This is a genomic window from Enterobacter sp. PTB (genome assembly GCF_051130085.1).
In the GTDB taxonomy this organism is placed as follows: domain Bacteria; phylum Pseudomonadota; class Gammaproteobacteria; order Enterobacterales; family Enterobacteriaceae; genus Enterobacter; species Enterobacter ludwigii.
The window spans coordinates 38,943-61,853 of the sequence record NZ_JBDKEE010000016.1 but is presented as its reverse complement, the minus strand read 5'-3'; the positions used below and the strand labels follow the sequence as shown (position 1 = coordinate 61,853).

The window sequence follows — 22,911 nt, the reverse complement described above, 5'->3', positions numbered from 1 at the left end:
CCGGGGTTGCGCGTTAACGCCTTGTCACCCCTAAAGAGATCCTGAGATGTTGCGACGCCTGGTTATTCTGTTCGTGTTGCTCTGTCCGCTGGCGCAGGCCGCCCCGCAGAGCTATACCATTGATACTGAAAACACTGCCATACGGTTATCCTGGCACGCCTTCGGGGGAATCCTCTCCTGGGCCAGATTCAGTGGCGTCACGGGTTCCGTAACGCTTAACCCGGATAAGGATATCGATGACCATATTCATGTCACCCTTCCCGTGGCCACCCTGGTTGCCTCAAACAGCCTGCTCACCTGGCAACTGAAAAGCGACATGTTTTTTGAATCTGAACGTTATCCTGTTATCGAATTTATCAGCTCACGCGTGGTCGCTCAGGGTTCAGGAATGTTCAGGGTGTTCGGAACATTGACCGTACGCGACATTGCCCGCCCGGTCATTCTGGACGCCGTCGTGAAAGATCCGCACGCGCCGGTCCTTACGCTGGATGCGACAACGACCATTTCGCGCGCGGCCTACGGCATGGATAAATTTGCGCTGGTCGTTGATGACAGGATTGCCATCACCATTGCGATTCAGGCTAACGGTATCCCGTCATCCTGAAATCAGGCTTTGCAGCTGCTCTGCACTGCCCCGCAACTGTGGGAGCGGGTTGCGGCCGATCAGCACAAACTGATATCCCGCTTTCTGCCACCACACCAGGTTCATGTCGTGCCGCTGTTCCTGTTGAGCGGCTGTCGTTGTCTGCTCTGTCGGGGAGATACACAGCGCCATCGGGCCGTAGTCGGCATTTATCCAGGCTATTTGCGCGATAGAGGTGGTTTCATAGCGCAGCATGCGGACCATTTTAAGCTCTGCTCCATGCAGGATAAGCTGTGACGCCTGAAGTTGCAGGCCGATATCCTGCGCTGCCCGTTCCAGCCCACGCTGCAGAACATGCGGCGCGCTGTCCATATCCAGCAAAGTCTCTACGCTGTAAAGCGACATGTATTGCGCTTCGAGGTCACGAATATGGGCGTTTTCATCAGACGGTGCGAAAGCGGGTCGCAACCCATATCCCACGCCGGAACCGACCACCAGGAAACTGACCGACGCGGCAATGAGTGCGCGCCGGCTTACGCCAACCGGGGTAGCGGGCTTCGGATCGGGCAGTTCCGCCAGCCGGGCCTGCATCTTCTCCAGAGGAGCATCATCCAGCATAGCGGCAAACGCGCCGGGGTAATCCGCATTGCTTTTCATTAACTCGGCGGTCCGCCCGGAGAGGCGCTCGTCACGTCTCAACTCTTCTTCAAATTTTTGCGCGTCGGCATGACACATCTCGCCATCTATCCATGCCACGATAGCCTCATCGTTATAGGGCGCTGTAAAACGGTGCGCGTTCAAGAGCGTTTCTCCTTAACCGGGGGCAAGGCATCGGCAGACGCTGCCAGCGTTGCCCGTGCCGTCGCCAGTCGGCTCATTACGGTACCGATCGGCACCGCCAGGGTGTTCGCGGCTTCCTGATAGGTAAAGCCTTCGACATACACCAAAAAAACCGTGTTGCGCTGGGCTTCCGGGAGCGCGTTGACGCGCTGCATCACCTTCAGGTAATGCAGGCGCGTCTCATCCTGTTCACGGGTATCCGGTGCCAGAAGCTCGTCGCTGGCGACAAACCCCTGCCCCTGACGAACATGACGTGCCCGAAGCTCAGAGATCCAGATGGAGTGCAATATCGCAAACAGCCACCTGTCGATACGTGTACCGGGCATGTACTGACTGCTTTTTTCAAGCGCGCGGACGCAGGTGGACTGAACCAGCTCTTCGGCGACATCCCTGTTTCGCGACAACACCAGCCCATAACGCCAGAGACGTGAGAGGTGTGCGGCTAACTGTTGGCGAACCTCACGGGTAGCGATGTGTTTTCCCTCCACGAGAAAATCAGGATTCCGGATGTCCGTTAATGGCAGCCTGCAGGTCACGGTACTCTTCACAGGACTGGCCGCAAATACCGGCAATCACTTTCAGTTGCTCTTTGGCCAGATCCGGACGTCCCTTGACCATCCACGCCTCGCCCAGGTATTCACGGGCTTTGGCATAATCCGGGGCGATAGCCAGCGCACGCTGGTAGTAACCGATACCTTCATCCGTACGACCCAGTTTGCGGGTGGCATACCCGCGATAGTTCCATGCTTCAGCCGTGTTGTTATTTTTTAACGAATCAAGAAGGTTCAGCGCCGCCTGGTACTCGCCTTTTTTAGCAAGGTGATAGGCATAGTTGGTTTTGTCCTGATCGCTAAGGCTGCTGCTCTTATCGGGCACACATTTCTGAGTTGCACTGTCATACACCTGTCCGGACGGACAGTCGGGTGTTTTACTCTCGGTACTATTATCGCCCATCGCCAGCGCGAGAGGAGACAACAGGGAAAAAATCAGCACCGGGATCAAACGCACAGAGGTCGTGTTCATAAAAGGCTCCAGGGTGAAATGGGAATGACGTCAGTAAACGCGTGAGCGATGCATTTTATTCATTCCCGGGCCCCTCTTTTTTTCTCAGAATCATGTTGACGTCGTATCCCCATTAAATGTTGAGCGGGATATTTTATCTTTACTCCCTGTTAGTTATTATTTTTCTCTCAGTAGCAGAATCCCGGCACCGCACAAGAATATATTTTTAATTAATTACCAACATAATATATGTTATATCAAAAACGTTACCCTAACTTAAACGCACATTAAGCCGGCATAAACAATAGCGTTTAACGCCATCCTAAAAAAAGTCCCCTGCTAAATATTTATTCATGGCAAATGATAAAACACCGCATTTTACAAACAAATAAAAAACAATAAATACAACATGTTATATTTTTAAAATTATAATAGCCAGCTATAAATTAATGCCCCCTTCAACGCTTCATACAGTGTTTACAGATGCTTAATTTGCACATTCAGACTTTTCTGGCTATATCATTTTTATATCGTCAAAAACAATACCTCTATTAATTACAGGGTTTTATACAACACAAAAATACAAATAAACGACATTCTCTCTCATGAGTAATTAGATTCGCTCTGATGTTGCCACTCTGGATTATGGCGGGCATCGTTCGCTCTAAAAAAAATAACGGTGAGTGCTGCGTAAATAACAGCAACTCCGCCGGGGGCGTGCTTTACCTTCCGCAGAGATGGCGCATCTTGCACGCCGTTCACGACAACTCTGCTGGAGTAATACCTAAATGAGCCAAATATCTGTTATATCGAAACTTACTGGCGTGGAAACTACCACGGAAGGCACACAGGTTACGCTGAGCCATTCCTCTATCGTTGAGCTTCATGTAGAGCGAGCCGATGTCTCCCACTTCGCCCGCAGTGGTAACGATCTGGTGGTCACGCTGCACTCTGGCGAGGTCATTACCCTGAAGAATTTCTACGTCACCGACGCGGAGGGGGTGAGTCAGCTGGTCCTGGAAGAGAGTGACGGTGCGCTGTGGTGGATTGAAGATCCTACCGGGGCTGCTACCTACGAATCTATCGCCTCCACGGACGTATTACTGGCGGCCTCAGGCGGTGATACCGGTGGCGCAGCCATCTGGCCATGGGTACTCGGTGGTCTTGCTGTCGCAGGCGGGATCGCTGTCGCGGCAAGCAGCGGCGGCGGAGGGGGTGGCGACGATGATGATGACAATACGAACCCCGGCACGCCGGGCAATCCTTCCGATCCGGATACCACACCGCCAAATGCGCCTTCCAACCTTCAATTCTCCTCAGATGGTAAAACTGTCACAGGTACTGCCGAACCCGGCAGTACGATTACGCTGAAAGACGCGGACGGCAACCTGGTCGGCACGGGTAAAACCGGTAGCGACGGCAAATTCACCATTGTTCTGGGCACGCCGCTGACGAATGGCGAGCAACTTACCGCCACAGCAACCGACTCATCAGGCAATACCAGCCAGGCCGGACATGTTACAGCACCGGATACCACCGCACCCGATGCGCCCGATATCGTAATTGTGAATGACGACGTTGGCGGAGAAACCGGACCGCTGACTAACGGTCAGCGTACCGATGATGCCCGCCCCACCTTCAGCGGCATCGGCGAAGCAGGCAGTACCATCACCCTGTACGATAATGGTCAGCCGATTGGCACGACCAAGGTTGATGCCAGCGGAAACTGGACCTTTACCCCGGGTACAAATCTCGCTAACGGAAGCCATTCCATTACCACCACCGCGACCGACGCGGCAGGTAACACCAGCCCAGCCTCCGGCGCCGTGACCTTTGTGGTGGATACCGTCGCCCCCACAGCGCCGGCCATCACGCTCGTGTCAGACGATACCAATCCGGTCACCGGCCCGGTCAGTAACGGTGGTAGCACCAACGATCAGCGACCACAGCTTACCGGCACCGCGGAAGCCGGATCTACGGTCACCATTTATGATGGCGGGATCGCGATTGGCACCGCTGTCGTTGCCAGCAACGGCACCTGGACGTTTACCCCCTCGATCAATCTCAGCGAAAGCACGCATCAGCTCACCGTCCGGGCAACCGACGCCGCCGGTAACACCGGACCGGCTTCCCCGGTGTTCACCGTTACCATCGATCTCACCGCACCAACTGCGCCAACCGCCATCGTGCTGAACGATGAAACGGGTGCCATCAAAGGCGCAATTACCTCTGGCCTGTTCACTGATGCCGCTAAACCTGTTCTTGCAGGGAGAGGAGAGCCCGGTGGGACAATTACGATTTTTGATAACGGCGTGCCCATTGCGACCGTTAAAGTTCAGCCCAACGGCACCTGGAGCATCACACCGGACAAACCGCTGTCGGAGGGGGCTCACTCAATAACGGTGCAGGTCACCGACGCTGCCGGGAACCAGAGTGGGTTGTCGCAGCCAATCAACTTCATTGTCGATACCACGCCGCCGGAAACGCCCGACATCACGCTTAATCCGGCAGGCACGCAGATTACCGGCACTGCCGAGCCAAACAGCAGCATTGTCATCACCAGCAGCGACGGCACCATAATTGGCCGGACGACAACGGACGGCAACGGCAACTTCGTTGCCACGTTAACGCCGGCGCAAACTAACGGCCAGCAGATCTCCGTGGTGGCGTCTGATGCTGCAGGTAACCAGAGCACACCTGCGACCGTCACGGCTACGGACACAACCCCTCCTGTCGCCCCCGGCAACCTTCAGGTGGCAGAAAACGGCCAGAGCGTCAGCGGCACGGCGGAGCCAGGCAGCACCGTCACCATTAAAGATCCTAACGGCGCGGTCATCGGTGAAACCACCGCCAACAGCGATGGTACCTTTACGGCGGTTATTAGTCCTGCACAGACCAACGGTGAAGTGCTGACGGTCGTGGCAACCGACGGCAGCGGTAACGCCAGCCTGCCCGCTACAGCCGATGCACCAGATACCACGGCGCCACTGGCTCCGGACAACGTTGTTGTCTCAGATGACGGTACCAAAGTGACAGGTACCGCAGAGCCGGGCAGCACCGTGACCATCCGTGAAAATGGCGTCACGGTTGGCGAGGCGAAAGCCAATGACGACGGCAGCTTCACCGTCACGCTGACCCCACCAAAAGCCAACGGTGAAACCCTGACCGCAGATGCCACCGATCCCGCCGGCAATACCGGGCCAACAACCCCTGCCATTGCGCCGGATATTACCGCCGCGCAAACGCCGGTTATCGTTTCAGTGGACGACGATGCCTCTGCCACTACGGGCCCTGTCGCCCAGAACGGGCTCACTAATGACCGGACACCAACCATAAACGGAACGGGCGAGCCTGGCACAACCATCACGCTCTCCAGCGGCGGCACGGTCATCGGCACGGTACTCGTTCCGGCATCTGGCGTATGGAGCATCACGCCATCCTCACCGCTTGCTGATGGCGGCCACGTGCTGACGGCAACGGCAGTTGACGCCGCCGGTAACCCAAGCGGGCCATCAAATGCCTGGAGTATCACTGTCGACGGTACTGCACCCGAAGTACCGGTAATTTCGCAAGTGGTGGACGATGTTCAGGGAAGCACAGGTGCTCTCACCGCAGGTGCCATTACGAACGATCCAACCCCGACACTCAACGGCACTGCCGAACCGGGCTCAACGGTCACCATTCGTCTGGACGGTGTTGATATCGGCACCGCGCTGGTCGGTAGCGGCGGCGCGTGGACATTTACGCCAGGCACACCGATTGGTAACGGTGAGCATACCCTGACTGCCGTCACCACCGACGCGGCAGGTAACATCAGCCTGCCGTCAGGCGGCTTCACCTTTACGGTCGATATCACCCCGCCACCGGCGGCGACCATCACAACCGTAACCGATGACGTCGGTGACGTTCAGGGCCCGCTCACCAGCGGCGACACCACGGATGACACGCAACCGTTGCTGCAGGGCAGCGCGCCGGCGGGTACGGTTATTACGCTTTATGATGGCAATACCCTGCTCGGTACCGCCACACTCGACGGTACCGGCGGCTGGAGCTTCACCCCTACCACCCCGCTCACCAACGGCTCGCACTCTCTGACGGTTCATGCGACCGATACTGCCGGGAATACGACCGTCTCCAGCCCGTTTGTGCTGGTGGTCGATACCGTGGCACCCGCCACGCCGGAGACGCCAGAGATCACCGTGAACCCTGACGGCGGCACAACAGAAACCCCGCTGAACCCGGGAGAAACCACCCGCGATACCACGCCGACGCTGAGCGGCACCGGCAATCCGGGCGATACCGTGACTATCTACAACGGCACCGACAAAATTGGTGACGCCGAGGTGGACAGCAACGGTAACTGGACATGGACACCGGATACCCCACTGGCCAACGGTACCTACGACATCACCCTGACCGTCACCAACAAGGACGGCGCGGGCAACGAAAGTGCCCCGTCCCAGCCGGTGACCATCACCATTGACACCGACCCGCCAGCTACGCCAGCAGCACCGGTGATTACGGACAGCGTCAGCCAGATTACCGGACCGGTTGCCGACGGGGAAACCACGAACGATCCGCGTCCGGTCCTGAGCGGCACCGGCACAGCGAACGATGTGGTTATTATTTATGACAGCATTAATGGTCAGCCTGCCACCGAAGTGGGTCGCGTCACCGTAGACAGCAACGGCAACTGGAGCTGGCGTCCTGACGCCAGCATTGATGAGGGAAGCCACGAATTTACCGCCACCGCCACTGACGAAGCCGGTAACGTTTCGGCGGCGTCACCGGGGATCACTATCACCGTTGATACCGTGGCACCTGATACGCCTGTCATTAGCGCCGTTGGCGGTAAGCCAGACGGTGGTGTTACCACGGATACTACCCCCGGTGTGGGCGGTACCGGCCCTGCGGGCGAAACGGTCATCGTTTATAACAATGGCGTTGAGGTAGGACGCGTCGAAATCGGCAGCAATGGCGAGTGGTCTCTCGATCTTCCGACCCAGACTGATGGCCCACTCAACATCACCGTTGCGGCAGTCGATGCTGCAGGTAACGTCAGCGGCCTCAGCCCGGTCTTCACCGTCACCGTTGATACCACTGCGCCAGAAATCCCGCTGATTAACGCGGTGTCTGACAGCCAGCTCACAAGCAATGTGCTTTATACCCGTGATGGCACGCCGACCCTCACGGGCACCGGCGAACCGGGTACCACCGTTATCGTCTCCGTAGACGGTACAGCATCCACAGTGCCGGTAACGGTACAGTCGGACGGCAACTGGAGCTGGACCGCCGACAGCACGCTGACGGAAGGCCCGCATACCTTCACCGTCTCCGCGGTCGATCCGGCCGGCAATACGTCCGGTAACTCTGCACCGCTTAGCGTTAACGTCGATACTCTGGATCCGGCTGCTCCCGCGGTTACTGGCATAGCCGCTCAAGGTACTCCATTGACCGGCACCGCCGAAGCGGGGGCTACCATCACTGTAACCGATAACAATGGTAATGTTCTCGGTACAGGCGTAGCCACCGGTGGCACCTTCTCCATCGCGCTCAGCCCAGCCCAAACGGATGGCGCTGTGCTGACGGTGACCGCGACCGATGCCGCGGGCAACCTCAGTCCTGAGGCATCCTACACCGTCACCGGTACGCTGCCGAATCTTCCGGATGTGCCCATCATTACGGCGATTAACGATGATGAACCCCCTGTCACCGGCGACGTGAAAGACAAAACCACCAACGACATTACCCCGACACTCGTGGGTACGGCCGAAGCGGGCAGCATTATCACCATCTACCAGGACGGCATCGCGGTTCCGCTGATCAACGTGATTGCTGATGCGGACGGTAACTGGAGCTATACCCCACTGATTGCGCTGGGTGAAGGGCTGCACACCTTTGAAGTGACCGCGACAGTCGGGCTCTCGACCAGCGGCCGCTCGCCGGTTGCAACCGTCACCGTTGACCTCACTGCACCGGACACGCCGACCATTGGCTCAGTGATTGATGATGTCGGCCCTGGCACTGGTCAACTCACCAACGGGCAGACCACCAACGACAACCAGCCTACCCTTACCGGCTCCGGCACAGTGGGCGATACCATCTCCGTTTACAGCAACGGAACCCTGCTGGGTACCGCACTGGTCGGCAATACGGGGACCTGGGTCTTCACACCGCCCGCACTGGCGGAGGGCAATAACGTTCTGACCATCCGCGAGACCGATCCCGCGGGCAATGAAAGTGGTCTGTCGACAGGCTTCACCATCGTCGTTGATACGGTTTCCACCACGCCAGCGATCACCAACGTAACGGATAATGTGGGCAATGCTGCCACCACGATTGTGAGCGGCGATCCGACTAATGACGCGACGCCAACCCTTTCGGGGACGGCGGAAGCGAACAGCGTGGTGAAAATTTTCGACGGCGGTACCCAGATTGCCGTGGTCACGGCTGACGGCACCGGTGCCTGGACGTTCACCCCTGACACCGCGCTCAGCGAAGGACCTCACGCCTTCACCGTTACCGCCACCGACCCACAGGGCAACGTCAGCCAGGTGTCTAACGGCTGGAACGTCGTGGTTGACCTGACGGCGCCAACGGTTCCAACGCTGGATACAGTTAACGACAATGCCCCTGGCGGCGTGACCGGCAACCTCACCAGCGGGCAAGTCACCAACGACACCACCCCGACGATCGGCGGCACCGGACAACCGGGCAGTACAATCCATATCATGAATAACGGTACGCAAATTGGCCTTGCGACCGTCGACGGAAGTGGTAACTGGACCTTTACCCCGAGCACGCCGCTGGGCGACGGCAACTATCTCCTTCGCGCCTACGCCACCGATGCGACAGGCAATGCGTCAGCAAACTCGTCGGTCTTTGCCTTTACCGTGGATGCAGCAGGCCCTGCTGCGCCACTGGTCAGCAGTGTGATTGACGACGTCGGCCCGGTCACCGGTACGCTCACTACCGGCAACAGCACCAACGACGCGCGTCCGACCTTCAACGGTACGGGCGAAGTGGGTGCCACAGTGCATATCATTGTGGATGGCAACGAGATTGGCACCGCGGTGGTTAATGCTCAGGGGAACTGGACCTACACGCCTGACACCGCCCTGAGTGACGGGCCTCATGCCATCACCTTCAATGCCACCGATGCGGCTGGCAACACCGGCAGCACGACGGCACCGTTTAACCTGACAGTGGATACGGCACCACCGGCGGCACCGGCCATCACGACCGCGGGAGACAACGCAGGCAGCGTACAGACGCCGCTGACTTCCGGGCAAAGTACCGACGACACCACGCCAACGTTGACGGGCACCGCGGCAGCCAACGCCACGGTGACCATCTATGAGAACGGACAGCCGGTCGGCACCGCGCTGGCGGATGGCACCGGAGCATGGAGCTTTACGCCGTCATCAGCGCTGAGCAATGGCAGCCATACCTGGACCGCGACCGCGACCGACGCGGCGGGGAACGTCAGCCCGGCTTCGCCTGGCTTTACGCTGGTTGTTGATACCAGTGCACCTAATGCGCCGGTTATCAGCCAGGCCGTTGACGATGCGGGCAGCATCACCGGCCCGCTCAGTTCAGGACAGACGACCGACGACACCGTGCCACGGCTTGTCGGGACCAGTGAACCGTTTGCGACTGTGAATATCTACGAAGGCACAACGCTTGTCGGAACGGGCACCGCGGATGTCAGCGGCAACTGGAGTATCTTGCTCACGACCACCTTAGCCACGGGCGCGCACAGCTTCACGGCGCAGGCCACGGATGCAGCGGGTAATACCAGCGTTTCGTCAGCGGCCTTTAGCCTGACTATCGACACGACGCCGCCAGCCCTGCCGGTGCTGAGCAGCATTGTGGATGATGTGGGCAATGCGGCTACACCGATTGCCAATGGCGGATTGACTAACGACGCGCAGCCTACCCTCACGGGTACGGCGGAAGCGGGTGCCACGGTGAAAATTTTCGATAACGGCGTCCAGATTGGTAGCGCGGTCGCGACAGGCGGGGCATGGAGCTTTACCCCTTCTCCGGCGCTGAGCAACGGGTCACACAGCCTGACCTTTACCGCCACCGATGCCGCGGGCAATACCAGCGCCCCGACCACCGCCTATGTGATCAACGTGGATGCCGCCGCGCCAGCTGCGCCGGTCATCAGTGCGGTTGTCGATGATGTCGGCAGCATCACCGGACCGGTAACCGGCAATAACCCGACCAATGACGCGCGTCCAGCGCTGAACGGGACCGCCGAAGCCAACGCGACGGTGCGCATCTATGACGGCACGACGCTTGTCGGCACGGTCACCGCCGATGCGAACGGCAACTGGACGCTACCGCAAACCACCACCACACTGACGGAAGGCACGCATAACTTCACCGCCACCGCCACCGATGCCGCAGGCAACACCAGTACGCCATCGGCCACCACCACCATTACCGTGGATCTGACTGCACCGAACGTGCCGGCAAGCCTTGCCGTGATCACCAACGGTACGCACGTCACCGGGACCGCCGAAGCGGGTAGCACCGTTACCATCACCACCAGTACCGGAACAGTGCTCGGTACCGCGACGGCTGACGGCAGCGGAAACTTTAACGCGACAATCACGCCGGCCCAAACCAACGGTGAATCACTGCTGGTCTATGCCACCGATAAGGCGGGTAACGCCGGTGTCAGCACGTCGGTGATTGCCCCTGCAACGCCGGTGCCGAACGCACCGCTTATCACCACCATCAACGATAACGTCGGCACCGTCACCGGTAACCTGACCAACGGTAAAACCACTGACGACACCACGCCAACCCTGAGTGGTACAGCCCTGCCAGGCACCACCGTCACGCTGTATAACAACGGCGTGTCGATGGGAACGGCAGTGGCAGATAGTTCAGGCAACTGGACCTTCACCACCCCGGCGTTAAGCGAAGGCTCTCACGCCTTTACCGCCACGGCGACGAACAGTTCGGGCACCAGCCCGGTCTCTTCCGCCACCAGCGTGATTGTCGATCTGACGGCACCAACGGCCCCAACCGGAACCTTTAACGCTGACGGTAGCGTATTGACCGGTAACGCGGAGGCAGGCAGCACCGTCTCTATCCGTCTTGGCGATGGCAGCACGGTGACCACAATCGCGGGCAGCAACGGCACCTACAGCTATACCTTCCTCAATAAACAGACGGAAGGTCAGACGCTGCAGATCACCGCCACCGATGCCGCAGGTAATACGTCGCAGCCAGGCTCAGCCCTCGCACCGGTCGTCCCGCTCTCCGCCAGCAATAACGTCGAAGAGCTGGATATCAGCACCACGGCCACCGTCACCAACAGCCAGTACAGTGATTATGGCTTCCTGCTGGTGGGTGCCGTAGGCAACGTTCTCACGTTGTTGGGTAATGATACTGCCCAGGTGGACTTCACGGTGGGCAGCGGCGGCAATGCGGATATTGTGGTGAACGCCAATGCCACGGGTGCGGTGCTTTCCCTGCTCAATACCCTTGAGCTGGTGGTACAGCGCTGGGACAGCGTCAACGGTACCTGGACTACCGTCGTGGATACCGGACAACCCCAGTTTGCCGATCTGCTGACCCTCGGGGCTACCGGCGTATCGCTGAACCTGACCGGGCTGGCGAACGGCGACTACCGGGTGCTGAGCTATAACACTAACCTGCTGGCGACCGGCTCCTACACCAGCCTCGATGTGGCGGTGAAAGAGACCAGCGCCGGTACCGTGACGGGCGACACCAGCCTGAACGGTAACGTAATTCTCGACGCCGACCCGACCGCGGGCAGCGACAACGCCCCTGCAGGGACCACGGTCTCTGCTGTCACCAACGCACTGGGTGTCACCACCAGCGTAAACGCCGACGGCACGGTTGTTCAGGGCCAGTACGGTACGCTGACCATTAACCGCGATGGCAGCTACACCTACAACCTGACCGACACCAGCGCCTCGGTTGTGGGCCGGACAGAGAGTTTCACCTACACCATCACCCATAACGGCGTCAGCGCGTCGGCGAACCTGGTACTGTCGCTGGGTGCCGGTACTACCGCTAACGGTATTGTGGCGGTGGATGACACGGCCTCGCTGACCTTTGACACCTCGGTCCATGAAATCAATAACGGCACCTCGTCGCAGGGCGGCTTTACCGTGGTGGGGATCAATCTCGGCAACACGCTGGGGCTGAACCTGCTGGACGATCTGAGCAATCCGATCATCTATAACGTGGAGGAAGGTACCACCCGCACCATGACCATTCAGGCTTCCGTGGGCGGTGTGGCGCTGGCGTCGGTATTCGACCTGTATGTCTACAAGTTCAATAACGCGACGCAGACCTTCGAGCAGATGCGCGTCGAACCGGGCTGGCTGCGTGCGCCGTTGCTGGGCGGTACCTCGTCTCAGCTGACGCTGAACCTGCCTGCCGGGGAGTACCTCTTCCTGCTGAATACGGCTGCAGGGATCACCGCCCTGACCGCCTACACGCTGAACGTGCTGGAAGATCATGTCTACAGCGTGTCGAGCGTGGGCGAGACCACCACCGGAGATGTGCTGGATAACGATGTCGCAACCGGCGCGGTGGTATCAGAAGTGAACGGCGTGGCGGTGAACAGCAGCGGCCTGACCGACATCCAGGGGGAATACGGCACGCTGAGCATCAATGCGTCCGGACAGTACACCTACACCCTGAAAGCCGGTGTGGGTGCTGACGCGATCAGTACGCCGGATACGTTCGTCTATACCATCACCGCACCAAACGGGGCGAAGGATACGGCATCGCTCAACATCACCCCAACCGCGCGGGCGATGGATGCGGTCAACGATGTCAGTACCGCGATGGACGTCACCTCAGTGCATCACACGACGACCTACTCGGATACCACCGTCGGGACGGCCAGCTGGACAACCGCCCTGCTGTCATCAACCCAGGGCAGCGGGAGCGGAACCTTCGTGGTGGATCCGAACACCGCGCTGCATAACGTGTCGCTGCACTTTAACGTGGCATCGCTGCTGGCATTGGGCGGCCTGACGGTGAACTGGTCAATCAGTGACGGTTCGAATGTTGTTCGCAGCGGCTCCTTCAGCGGCGGTTCGCTGTTGGGCGGCAATATCGACATCGCGCTCTCCGGGCTGGACCTGAATGCCGGAACCTATACGCTGAGCTATACCGGCAGCGTACCGGGGCTCAGCGTGGGGAACATTACCATTACCCCAAGCGTGAACGGCACCACCTACTCGCTGACCCAGTTCGACTCTACCAGCGGCCACACCGTTGACGGCAACATCTTCGATGGCACCGACTCTGCCGGGGCGATGGATCAGTTGCATTCGGTGGATACCCGCCTCAGCGTGACCGGCTACAACGGCGTGACCACCACGCTGGATCCGTACACCGGCAGCGCAACGGTCAACGTCGTCGGCCATTACGGCACGCTGGCAATTGGTGCGGACGGCCACTACACCTACACCCTCAACACCGGGGTGTCGCTCTCAACCATCACCTCGAAGGAGACCTTCAACTACACCCTGACAGATGCCGACGGGAAAACAGACAGTGCCACGCTGACCATCAATATGGCGCCGCAGTTCATCAGTTCGGAACATAACGACGTCATTACCGGCACCGCCTACGGCGACACCCTGATTTACCAGGTGCTGAACGCCACCGCAGGCAACGCCACCGCGGGCAACGTCAGCAGCACTGCCGGCGATCACTGGACCAACTTCTCGCTCACGCAGGGGGACAAAATCGATATCGGCGATCTGCTGGTGGGCTGGAACGGGAGCAGCTCAACGCTCGGTAATTATCTGCATGTTACTAATAGTAATGGCAATACCGTGATCTCCATCGACCGTGATGGTTCAGGGAGCACCTACACTAATACGACGCTCGTGACGCTGGATAACGTCCAGACCACCTACGACGAGTTAGTGAACCAGCAACACATCGTTACCTGATAGCACCTGCACAAATGACCCGGGCGCACAGCGCCCGGGCATAAACAATAAAGCAGTACATTTTTATTAGGGATAAGACATGGGAATGAAGATGCCTTACTGGTGGCTCTCGTGCTGCCTGATATCTGTGCCCGCCCTCTCCGCGACGCCGGCGGCGATGATCAATACCGGACAACTCCGTGAAACGCAGGAACTCCCCTCTCTGAATGGCCGCGTGGCGCCTGTCGTCAGCAAGGCTGCCCCCGGCACGCTGCAGCTTGGCGAAGCCGTCAACCGCGCCGTCACCTGGCACCCGGCCATCAGTGAAGCCGTGGGGAAACTCTACCAACAAAGCGAAGAGGTGGACGTCGCCAAATCGAAATACTATCCGCAAATTAATGCCGGCATGGATAACGGTTATACCCATGACGGCGACGATAATGGCTTTACCCCGTCGCTGGTGCTCTCCCTCTCACAAATGCTGTACGACTTTGGCAAGGTGGCAAGCCAGGTGCGTGCAGAAAGTGCCGGCGTCGCCCAGCAGCAGGCCAACGTGCTGGTCAGCATCGACACCATCGCTCACGATACCGCCATCGCGATGGTGCAGGTGCAAACCTGGCAGCAAATGGTCGACACCGCCAAAGAGCAGCTTGAGGCGCTCTCCTCGATTGGTACCCTCACCCGCCAGCGTAATGACGAAGGAGCCACCTCACTCTCTGACGTGGTGCAGACCGATGCACGTATCGAAGGCGCGCGCGCCCAGCTGATGCAGTACCAGGCCAGCCTCGACAGCGCCCGTGCCACGTTGATGAGCTTTCTTGGCTGGAACACCCTCAACACGATCAGCAACGATTTTCCACAAAAGCTGGCCCGCAGCTGCGACATTGCCGAGCCGGACGATCGTCTGGTCCCGGCAGTATTAGCCGCCTGGGCGCAGGCTAACGTCGCCCAGGCCAATCTCGACTACGCCGACGCCCAGATGACACCGACCGTCTCGCTGGAGCCGGAGGTGCGCCACTACCTGAACGAACGCTATGCGGGTAACGAAACGCGGGATCGCACCCAATACTCTGCATGGGTGAAAGTGCAGATGCCGCTCTATCAGGGTGGCGGCCTCACCGCCCGGCGTAACGCCGCAGGCCACGCGGTAGAAGCCGCACAGTCCACCATTCAGCGTACCCGCCTCGAGGTACGCCAGAAACTGCTGGAGTCGCGCAGCCAGGTATTAAGCCTGCTGAGCACGCTGCAGATTCAGGGCCGTCAGGAGGCGCTCAGCGCCCGCACCCGTGAACTCTATCAGCAGCAATATCTCGATCTGGGTTCGCGCCCGCTGCTCGATGTGCTTAACGCCGAGCAGGAGGTCTATCAGGCGCGTTTTACCCAGCAGCAGACCCTCGGACAGTTGCACCAGCTGCAGCTCAACTGCCTCTATAACACCGGGCAATTGCGTCACGCGTTCGATCTTGATAACCGCACCATCCAGACCGTGGAGATCCAGCCATGAAGCAACGCGATATCCCGCAAGGTGAGACCATGACGGATGAGGCCCTGGCGCAGTGGGCGCAGGCCTTTGGTTTTGTCGCCACGCGCTACCGCGTCGCCTGCTCCCCCGGTGCGCTGCTCGCGGGCGCGCCGTGGCTAAAAGGCAAACCGATGGTGCCTGCACTGACTCAGCTGGCCCGTGAAGCAGGGCTGTCGTTTCAGCTGCTGACGGCGGATCAGCAGGCGATCAACAGCTGGCGTCTGCCGATCGTGGCGGCAATGAACGACGGCAGGATCGGCGTGATCGAACATTTCGATGGCGACGATACGCTGGAGGTCAGCTTTTTCGACGATCAGACCTACACCAACCGGCTTTCGATGACCGCCATGCTGCCCGCCATCCGCCACGTCATTGCCCTGCGCCCACTGGCCGCGCTGAAAGACAGCCGCGTGGATGCCTATATTTCGAAATACCGTCCGGACTGGCTTTACCGACTGGTGATGCGCGACTTGCGCCCCTACAGCTGGGTGATGCTCGCCGCGCTGTTCATTAACGTCCTGTCCCTGTCGGGGATTGTCTTTTCCATGCAGGTGTATGACCGGGTGATCCCCGCGCAGTCCTACCCGACGCTGTATGTCCTGACCATCGGCGTGTTGATCGCCACCCTGTTTGGCTTTGTGCTGCGCGTGGCACGCGGGCACATTATGGATCTGCTGGGCAAACGCTCCGATCTGCGTGTATCGGATCGGGTCTTCGGTCACGCCCTGCGGCTGCGCAACAGCGCTATCCCTCGCTCAACCGGCAGCTTTATCTCCCAGCTACGCGAGCTGGAGCAGATCCGCGAGATGGTCACCTCCTCCACCATCTCCACAATTGTCGATCTGCCCTTCTTTTTCCTGTTCGTGGTGGTGCTGGCGATCATCGCTCCCCAACTGGCGTGGATCGCACCGGTCGCCGCGGTGATCATGGTCCTGCCCGGTCTGCTACTGCAGAAAAAGCTGGCAGAGCTCGCGAAGCAGTCGGCGCACGAATCCACCCTGCGCAACGCCGTGCTGGTGGAGAGCGTGCAGGGGCTGGAGGACATAAAGCTGATGCAGGCGGAAAACCGTTTTTTGCAGCAGTGGAACAGCTACATCCAGATCACCGCTGAATCTGGCCTGCGCACCCGTGAACTGACCCAGAACCTGATCAGCTGGGGAATGACGATTCAGAGCCTGGTCTATGCCGGGGTGATCGTGGTCGGCGCGCCGATGGTGATCGACGGCACGCTGACGACCGGTTCGGTGGTCGCCGCCTCAATGCTGGCCTCGCGCATGATCGCTCCGATGGCCACCCTGTGCGGCGTGCTGGCGCGCTGGCAGCAGGTCAAAGCGGCGAAAGAGGGACTGGACAGCATTATGCAGCTCCCCACAGAAAACCAGCGTGAGGAGACGCCGATCCGCCAGGACGTACTGCGCGGTCACTATCTTTTCGAGCAGGCACAGTTCCGCTATCACCCGGAAGATCCGCGCATGGCTCTGCGCATTAATCGTCTGGAGATTAAGCCAGGTGAAAAAGTGGCGATCCTCGGGCGTAACGGCGCCGGAAAATCGACCCTGCTGCAGGCGATGGCGGGCGGAATGGATCTCGCCGGCGGTGAATTGCGGCTCGATAACTTCAGCCTGCCGCACCTCGATGTCGCCGATGTCCGGCGTAACGTCGGCTTTATGACCCAGAACGCCCGGCTCTTTTACGGCACCCTGCGCGAAAACATCACCCTCGGCATGCCGCGCGCCACCGATGAGGAGATTTTCGAGGTGCTGGAGTTAACCGGCGCGGCGGGCTTTGTGCAGAAACTGCCGAAGGGTCTGGACTACCCGATTATGGAGAACGGCGTGGGGTTATCCGGCGGCCAGCGGCAATCCATTCTGCTGGCGCGCATGCTGCTTCGCGACCCCAATATTGTGCTGATGGATGAACCGACTGCGTCGCTCGATGAGCACACCGAGCGGGAATTTATCCAGCGTCTGAGCGCCTGGCTTGGCAACCGCACCCTGATTGTCGCCACGCATCGCGTGCCGGTGCTGGAACTGGTGGAGCGGGTCGTGGTGCTCAAAGAGGGAATGCTGGTGATGGACGCGCCGAAAGCGCAGGCGCTGAACAACAGCCGCATGCAGCAACAGCAGCAGCAGGCAGCAACCGGACGGGAGTGGAAAAATGAAAATCAGTCAGCGTGACGTCGCCGCAATGGACGACCTGGACAATGCGCTCGACTCCGAAAGCGGCTACACCGGTGCGCGGCGGATTGTTATCTTCTCTTTACTGATGTTCGTGGTACTTGGCGTCTGGGCGTGGTTTGGCGTGCTGGATGAAGTCTCAACCGGCACGGGCAAAGTGATCCCCAGTTCGCGCGAGCAGGTTTTACAGTCGCTCGACGGGGGGATCCTCACCGAGCTGAACGTCCATGAGGGTGACCAGGTGCAGGCCGGACAAGTGCTGGCGCGACTCGATCCCACGCGTTCAGAATCTAACGTTGGTGAAAGCGCGGCGCGCTACCGTGCCTCGCTGGCCTCCAGCGTGCGACTGTACGCCGAGGTAAACGATCTGCCGCTGAAATTTCCCCCTTCGCTGGCGAAGTGGACCGATCTGACCGCTGCCGAAACCCGGCTCTATAATTCACGCCGTGCGCAGCTGGAAGATACCCAGCGGGAGCTGCGTGCGGCATTGGATCTTGCGAATAAGGAGCTGGCGATCACTCAGCGTCTGGTGAAAACCGGCGCCGCCAGCCACGTGGAGGTACTGCGCCTGCAGCGGCAGAAAAGCGATCTGGAGCTGAAACTCACCGACGTGCGATCCCAGTACTATGTTCAGGCCCGCGAGGCGTTATCCAAGGCCAACGCTGAAGTGGATATGGTCTCGGCGATCCTCAAAGGCCGCGAGGATTCAGTGACCCGCTTAACGGTGAAATCTCCGGTGCGCGGGATCGTGAAAAACATCAAAGTCACCACCATCGGTGGCGTCATCCCGCCTAACGGCGAGCTGATGGAGATTGTACCGGTGGACGATCACCTGCTGATCGAAACCCGCCTCTCCCCGCGCGATATCGCCTTTATCCACCCGAATCAGGAAGCGCTGGTAAAAATCACCGCCTACGATTACGCCATTTATGGCGGACTGCACGGCGTGGTTGAAACCATTTCGCCGGACACTATTCAGGACGAAGCCAAGCCGGAAGTGTTCTATTACCGGGTATTTATCCGCACCAGCCAGGATTACCTGGTGAATAAAGCAGGCAGGCACTTCTCAATCGTGCCGGGGATGATTGCGACGGTGGACATTAAAACCGGTGAGAAAACGGTACTGGATTACATGATCAAGCCGTTCAACCGGGCGAAAGAGGCGCTGCGAGAGCGCTAATCACTGGCGGTTTGTTTGTCCGGCCCTCTGCCCGTGGAAGAGGGCCGGAGTCATGGCATCCGTAACCCGCAACAATACCGCTTAACCCAGCGGCGAAAGTCTGACCTCGTTTACCTTTTCCCTTTCCGCCTTCTGTTAAAATAGCCCAAACTCATTTTTCAGGAAGAAACCATGCGTCAACGAACTATTGTCTGCCCCATCATTCAGAACGACGGGGCGTATCTGCTGTGCAAAATGGCCGATGACCGCGGCGTATTTCCCGGCCAGTGGGCGTTATCGGGCGGCGGGATGGAGCCGGGAGAAACCATGGAGCAGGCGCTGCGCCGTGAAATTCGCGAAGAGCTGGGCGACGTGCTGGAGATCACGGAGGTCAAACCCTGGGCGTTTCGCGATGACATTCGGGTGAAAACCTATGCCGATGGCACCACGGAAGAGATTTATATGATTTACCTGATTTTCGACTGCATCAGCACAAATCGGCAGGTAACGTTTAACGACGAGTTTCAGGAGGTTGCCTGGGTCCGCCCGGAAGCAATTAAAGCACTGGATCTGAACGAAGCCACGCGCATTACCTTCGCACAGAAGGGGCTTCTTTAAGCGCCCACTGCCCGGGCGTTTTGCCGGTAAAGGCCCTGAAAACCTCAATAAACGCGCTGATACTGTTGTAGCCGCACGACAGCGCGATCCAGCCAACCGGTTTACCTGCTGCCAGCCACTCCATTGCCCGCATTACGCGGGCAAGTTGCCGCCAGTTAACAACGTTCATTCTCGTTTCCGCGCTAAACCGACGGTGGAATGTCCGCACGCTCATTCCCGCAAGGGAGGCATAGTGCTCAACCGTCTGGTTGTCGTCCACACGTTGCATTAGATGGCTGGCTACCTTCTTTAATCGGGGATCGGCTGGCATGGGCAGCAGATAGCGCACCTGACGGCCCCGCGCCAGTTCATCCAGCAGCAGGGTGAGCTTTCGCGGATCGTACCCGCTTCCTTCAGCGTTTAAGCGTGAAAACAGCGCGCTGGTGAGCTCGTCGGGTTCGAAAAGCGTCGTTTCACCGGGCAGCGCTTCACACCCTGCGGGATCCAGATAGATCGCACGACCGTCAATCGCACTCCCGGAAAAGGCAGCATGCTCCTGACCGGGCGGGATCCAGCCGATATGTTGCGCCGGTACAACCGAACGCCCAGACGCTGTTTCGACAACCAGCAGACCCGTCGTAATCCGCCAGAGCTGACCGGCCTGATGGCTGTGCCACGGCGTATGGTATCCACCTGGATGCAAAAGTGTCTCGAAGCTGACCACGTTATTTGGCCGAAAATCGGTATTCATTGGCTTATTACAGAAACTAAGTCTCTGTCTGTCAAGGATAATGGCGGCTCAACGCAACGAGGAGTCACCATGAACATCATCACCCGCCTGATTACCCAGTCTGACAATGCTATTTTGCGTGAGGAAATGTCCCGTTTACTGACCCGCCTGTTTAAAGGCGAGATTGATCCGAAAGACGTTTTTTCGCCAGAGTATCAGCAGATCACGGACGGTCACTCTCTTGATTATTCTGGCTTTATTCAGCACCTGGAGCACGTGCGTTCGCAGATCCGCGATATCGCCTTCCGCGTGGAACAGATAGGGTGTCATGACACACTGCTGGCTGACCGGCATATCGTGACCGTCACGTATCCCGAAGGCCATCAGGCTGAAATAGAGGTTTATATGTTTGCCACGCTGTGCGCAGGAAAAATCTGCCGGATCCACGAAGTCACGCGAGTAGCCAACGGTGAAGCTTCTGCTCGCGCGCTGGCCCATGCAACGGGCTAACGTTACTCAGCCGGTTGCGGTGCGCCGCTGAGATACACACTCACATAGCGCGTAAACTTCCCGATAAACACCCCGGCAAATACCCCGCCGGAGACTATCGCCAGCGCGCTCATGGCGGGCTGCTGCAACGTCTGGGGAGAGAGGGCGTTCATCACCCCCAGCACGTATTTCACCCCAAATGCCAGCATCATAAACGGCAGTGCCGTGTAGTCCGGCTGGCGATAAAGGGTGCGCGGCGCGTCGGTGCGGGTGATGACCGTCTGCTTAATCAGCACATACCCCAGCGCCGCGCCCGCCACAATCCCCGCAACCCAAAGGGCCACCGTCGCGAGAGTAAGATCGCGATAGACCACCAGATCGTAGATATCCCAGATAAGAAAGATGGCAGGAATGATGGCCAGCCTTTCCAGCGTAACGGTGGCAGGCTTACGGGCATTGAGGCCGCGTGAGATAAGGAAGATAAACAGAACCCACACCCAGACGGGGGTGTGCGTGAGGATACCGATCAGAAATTCAAACATGGGATTCACCATGAACGCTTGCGGCGCTGGCCGCACTGCACAAGTAATGCGCATAACAGCACAGGTGCCATTATGCGCAGGTCTGTTACAGCGATTTTTTCAGGCGACGAACCGCCTCTTTCAGCTCTTCATCGGTTGGCGTGACAAACGACATGCGCAGCGTCGTATGGTCTGGCTCATTGCAATAGAAGAACTCACCCGGCACAAAAACCACACCGTTGCTTAACGTTTTTTCCAGCCAGCGCGTGGTGTTGATGCCATTGTTCATTTTGGCCCACAGGAACATTCCGCCCTTCGGCTTATGGAACGACATGACATCACCCAGTTCCGCCTCCAGTTCATTTGCAAAGGTCTGGTATTTCTGGCGGTAGGCTTCACGGATCATTTTAATCTGATCGGCCAGACGACCGGTTTTCAGGTACTCGTAGGTCATCAGCTGTGACAGCGTGCTGGTGTGCAGATCGGTGGTTTGCTTGAGATTAACCACCGCGCGTTTCAGCCACTCCGGTACCAGCACCCAGCCCACACGAGTGCCCGGCGCGAGGATTTTGGAGAAGGTCGAGGTATAGACGACGTTCTCTTCATTGCCGATATCTTTGGCATGGGCAATTAACGGGCGGAACACTTCATCGGTATAATTAATTTCACTGTACGGATCGTCTTCGATAATAACGAAGTCATAGCGCTTCGATAATTCCACCAGCTGTTTACGACGCACCTCAGAAAGCGTTACCCCACCCGGGTTACCAAATGTCGGAACAATATAAACCGCCTTGATGGTTTTATTCGCCACCAGTGCTTCAAGTTCATCCACTTTCATTCCGTCGCCATCGGTGCCCACGGATTCAAATTTGGCCTGTGCCAGACCAAATACCTGCAGTGCCGCTAGATACGTTGGACGTTCGACGACGACGGTATCGCCCGGGTTAATTAACGCCCGCGCCAGCACATCGAGAGATTGTTGCGAACCGGACGTAATGACCACGTCATCGGCCTTGCAGGAGATCCCGCGGCCTTCACAGATGAGCTTAATTTCTTCACGCAGCCCCGGGATGCCTTCGGTCAGACCGTACTGAAAAGCTTCACCAAAATGCTGTGATAATACGGCATCAGCGGCAATTTTCAGGCCTTCATGATCGAACAGTGCAGGGTTAGGAATACCGCCACCCAGCGAAATCACCCCGGCCATTTTGCTATGTTTTAATAATTCACGGATGGCAGATGATTGCAGGCCCTGTGCGCTGCTGGCGAGTTTATTCACAGACATTCTTTGCTTACCTTCTTTTTTTATAATGTGCCTAATCTTAGTAGCATAAGTCTGCGGCTTT

13 protein-coding genes are annotated in these 22,911 nt (G+C 58.4%); 7 read left to right on the top strand and 6 right to left on the bottom strand.

Features of this window, described 5'->3' with window-relative positions; translation table 11 throughout:
• The first annotated feature begins 46 nt into the window (after positions 1 to 46).
• Positions 47 to 604: a YceI family protein gene (locus AAIR21_RS18725; RefSeq protein WP_063925502.1), complete on the top strand. Its 558-nt coding sequence runs from the start codon at positions 47 to 49 to the stop codon at positions 602 to 604.
• On the opposite strand, the gene AAIR21_RS18720 is transcribed toward AAIR21_RS18725, so the two are convergent.
• Genes AAIR21_RS18720 through AAIR21_RS18710 form a run of 3 tightly spaced genes read right to left on the bottom strand, consistent with a single transcriptional unit; the run spans position 596 to position 2,446 of the window.
• A complete protein-coding gene (locus tag AAIR21_RS18720; RefSeq protein WP_126488081.1) occupies positions 596 to 1,384 on the bottom strand; it encodes an anti-sigma factor family protein in 789 nt (262 codons plus the stop codon). The two genes, AAIR21_RS18725 and AAIR21_RS18720, sit on opposite strands and share 9 nt — an antisense overlap.
• The gene (locus AAIR21_RS18715) at positions 1,381 to 1,911 is read right to left on the bottom strand and encodes a sigma-70 family RNA polymerase sigma factor (protein ID WP_079231754.1); all 531 of its coding nucleotides are present in this window, start codon (positions 1,909 to 1,911) and stop codon (positions 1,381 to 1,383) included. The genes AAIR21_RS18720 and AAIR21_RS18715 overlap by 4 nt, the downstream gene beginning before the upstream one ends.
• A gap of 7 nt (positions 1,912 to 1,918) precedes the next feature.
• Positions 1,919 to 2,446, bottom strand: a complete 528-nt coding sequence (locus AAIR21_RS18710; protein WP_032678808.1) for a tetratricopeptide repeat protein — start codon at positions 2,444 to 2,446, stop codon at positions 1,919 to 1,921.
• Between the two features lie 767 nt (positions 2,447 to 3,213).
• On the opposite strand from AAIR21_RS18710, the gene AAIR21_RS18705 reads away from it, so the two are divergent.
• The 5 genes from AAIR21_RS18705 to nudI all read left to right on the top strand — a co-directional run bounded on the left by AAIR21_RS18705 (position 3,214) and on the right by nudI (position 19,843).
• A complete protein-coding gene (locus tag AAIR21_RS18705; protein ID WP_183516670.1) occupies positions 3,214 to 14,388 on the top strand; it encodes a BapA/Bap/LapF family large adhesin in 11,175 nt (3,724 codons plus the stop codon).
• Between the two features lie 79 nt (positions 14,389 to 14,467).
• Positions 14,468 to 15,871: a TolC family outer membrane protein gene (locus tag AAIR21_RS18700; protein ID WP_047742234.1), complete on the top strand. Its 1,404-nt coding sequence runs from the start codon at positions 14,468 to 14,470 to the stop codon at positions 15,869 to 15,871.
• Positions 15,868 to 18,066, top strand: coding sequence for a type I secretion system permease/ATPase (locus tag AAIR21_RS18695; protein WP_047956000.1), 2,199 nt, complete (start codon positions 15,868 to 15,870; stop codon positions 18,064 to 18,066). The genes AAIR21_RS18700 and AAIR21_RS18695 overlap by 4 nt, the downstream gene beginning before the upstream one ends.
• 10 nt (positions 18,067 to 18,076) lie before the next feature.
• Complete coding sequence (locus AAIR21_RS18690; protein WP_086462978.1) at positions 18,077 to 19,246, top strand: HlyD family efflux transporter periplasmic adaptor subunit; 1,170 nt, start codon at positions 18,077 to 18,079, stop codon at positions 19,244 to 19,246.
• A 171-nt stretch (positions 19,247 to 19,417) separates the two neighbouring features.
• Entirely contained in the window at positions 19,418 to 19,843 is a 426-nt protein-coding gene (nudI, locus tag AAIR21_RS18685; RefSeq protein WP_063925506.1) for a nucleoside triphosphatase NudI, read from the top strand.
• Here nudI and AAIR21_RS18680 read toward each other — a convergent pair.
• Positions 19,815 to 20,573, bottom strand: coding sequence for an AraC family transcriptional regulator (locus tag AAIR21_RS18680; protein WP_181012593.1), 759 nt, complete (start codon positions 20,571 to 20,573; stop codon positions 19,815 to 19,817). The genes nudI and AAIR21_RS18680 overlap by 29 nt on opposite strands.
• Before the next feature lie 69 nt (positions 20,574 to 20,642).
• On the opposite strand from AAIR21_RS18680, the gene AAIR21_RS18675 reads away from it, so the two are divergent.
• The gene (locus AAIR21_RS18675) at positions 20,643 to 21,062 is read left to right on the top strand and encodes a nuclear transport factor 2 family protein (protein WP_160890554.1); all 420 of its coding nucleotides are present in this window, start codon (positions 20,643 to 20,645) and stop codon (positions 21,060 to 21,062) included.
• 2 nt (positions 21,063 to 21,064) lie between these two features.
• Here AAIR21_RS18675 and AAIR21_RS18670 read toward each other — a convergent pair whose 3' ends face one another.
• Both AAIR21_RS18670 and AAIR21_RS18665 read right to left on the bottom strand, forming a co-directional pair.
• A complete protein-coding gene (locus tag AAIR21_RS18670; RefSeq protein ID WP_032678813.1) occupies positions 21,065 to 21,583 on the bottom strand; it encodes a DUF6622 family protein in 519 nt (172 codons plus the stop codon).
• Positions 21,584 to 21,668: 85 nt separating this feature from the next.
• Positions 21,669 to 22,850 (bottom strand): PLP-dependent aminotransferase family protein, encoded by a 1,182-nt coding sequence (locus AAIR21_RS18665; RefSeq protein ID WP_182268870.1) that lies wholly within the window; start codon positions 22,848 to 22,850, stop codon positions 21,669 to 21,671.
• Positions 22,851 to 22,911 lie beyond the last annotated feature (61 nt).

Bases quoted from the DNA above. Each gene is read 5' to 3' on its own strand.
- AAIR21_RS18710 (WP_032678808.1), bottom strand. From the start codon at position 2,446: ATGAACACGACCTCTGTGCGTTTGATCCCGGTGCTGATTTTTTCCCTG.
- AAIR21_RS18665 (WP_182268870.1), bottom strand. From the start codon at position 22,850: ATGTCTGTGAATAAACTCGCCAGCAGCGCACAGGGCCTGCAATCATCT.
- AAIR21_RS18680 (WP_181012593.1), bottom strand. From the start codon at position 20,573: ATGAATACCGATTTTCGGCCAAATAACGTGGTCAGCTTCGAGACACTT.
- AAIR21_RS18675 (WP_160890554.1), top strand. From the start codon at position 20,643: ATGAACATCATCACCCGCCTGATTACCCAGTCTGACAATGCTATTTTG.
- AAIR21_RS18725 (WP_063925502.1), top strand. From the start codon at position 47: ATGTTGCGACGCCTGGTTATTCTGTTCGTGTTGCTCTGTCCGCTGGCG.
- AAIR21_RS18670 (WP_032678813.1), bottom strand. From the start codon at position 21,583: ATGTTTGAATTTCTGATCGGTATCCTCACGCACACCCCCGTCTGGGTG.
- AAIR21_RS18700 (WP_047742234.1), top strand. From the start codon at position 14,468: ATGGGAATGAAGATGCCTTACTGGTGGCTCTCGTGCTGCCTGATATCT.
- AAIR21_RS18695 (WP_047956000.1), top strand. From the start codon at position 15,868: ATGAAGCAACGCGATATCCCGCAAGGTGAGACCATGACGGATGAGGCC.
- AAIR21_RS18690 (WP_086462978.1), top strand. From the start codon at position 18,077: ATGGACGACCTGGACAATGCGCTCGACTCCGAAAGCGGCTACACCGGT.
- AAIR21_RS18705 (WP_183516670.1), top strand. From the start codon at position 3,214: ATGAGCCAAATATCTGTTATATCGAAACTTACTGGCGTGGAAACTACC.
- nudI (WP_063925506.1), top strand. From the start codon at position 19,418: ATGCGTCAACGAACTATTGTCTGCCCCATCATTCAGAACGACGGGGCG.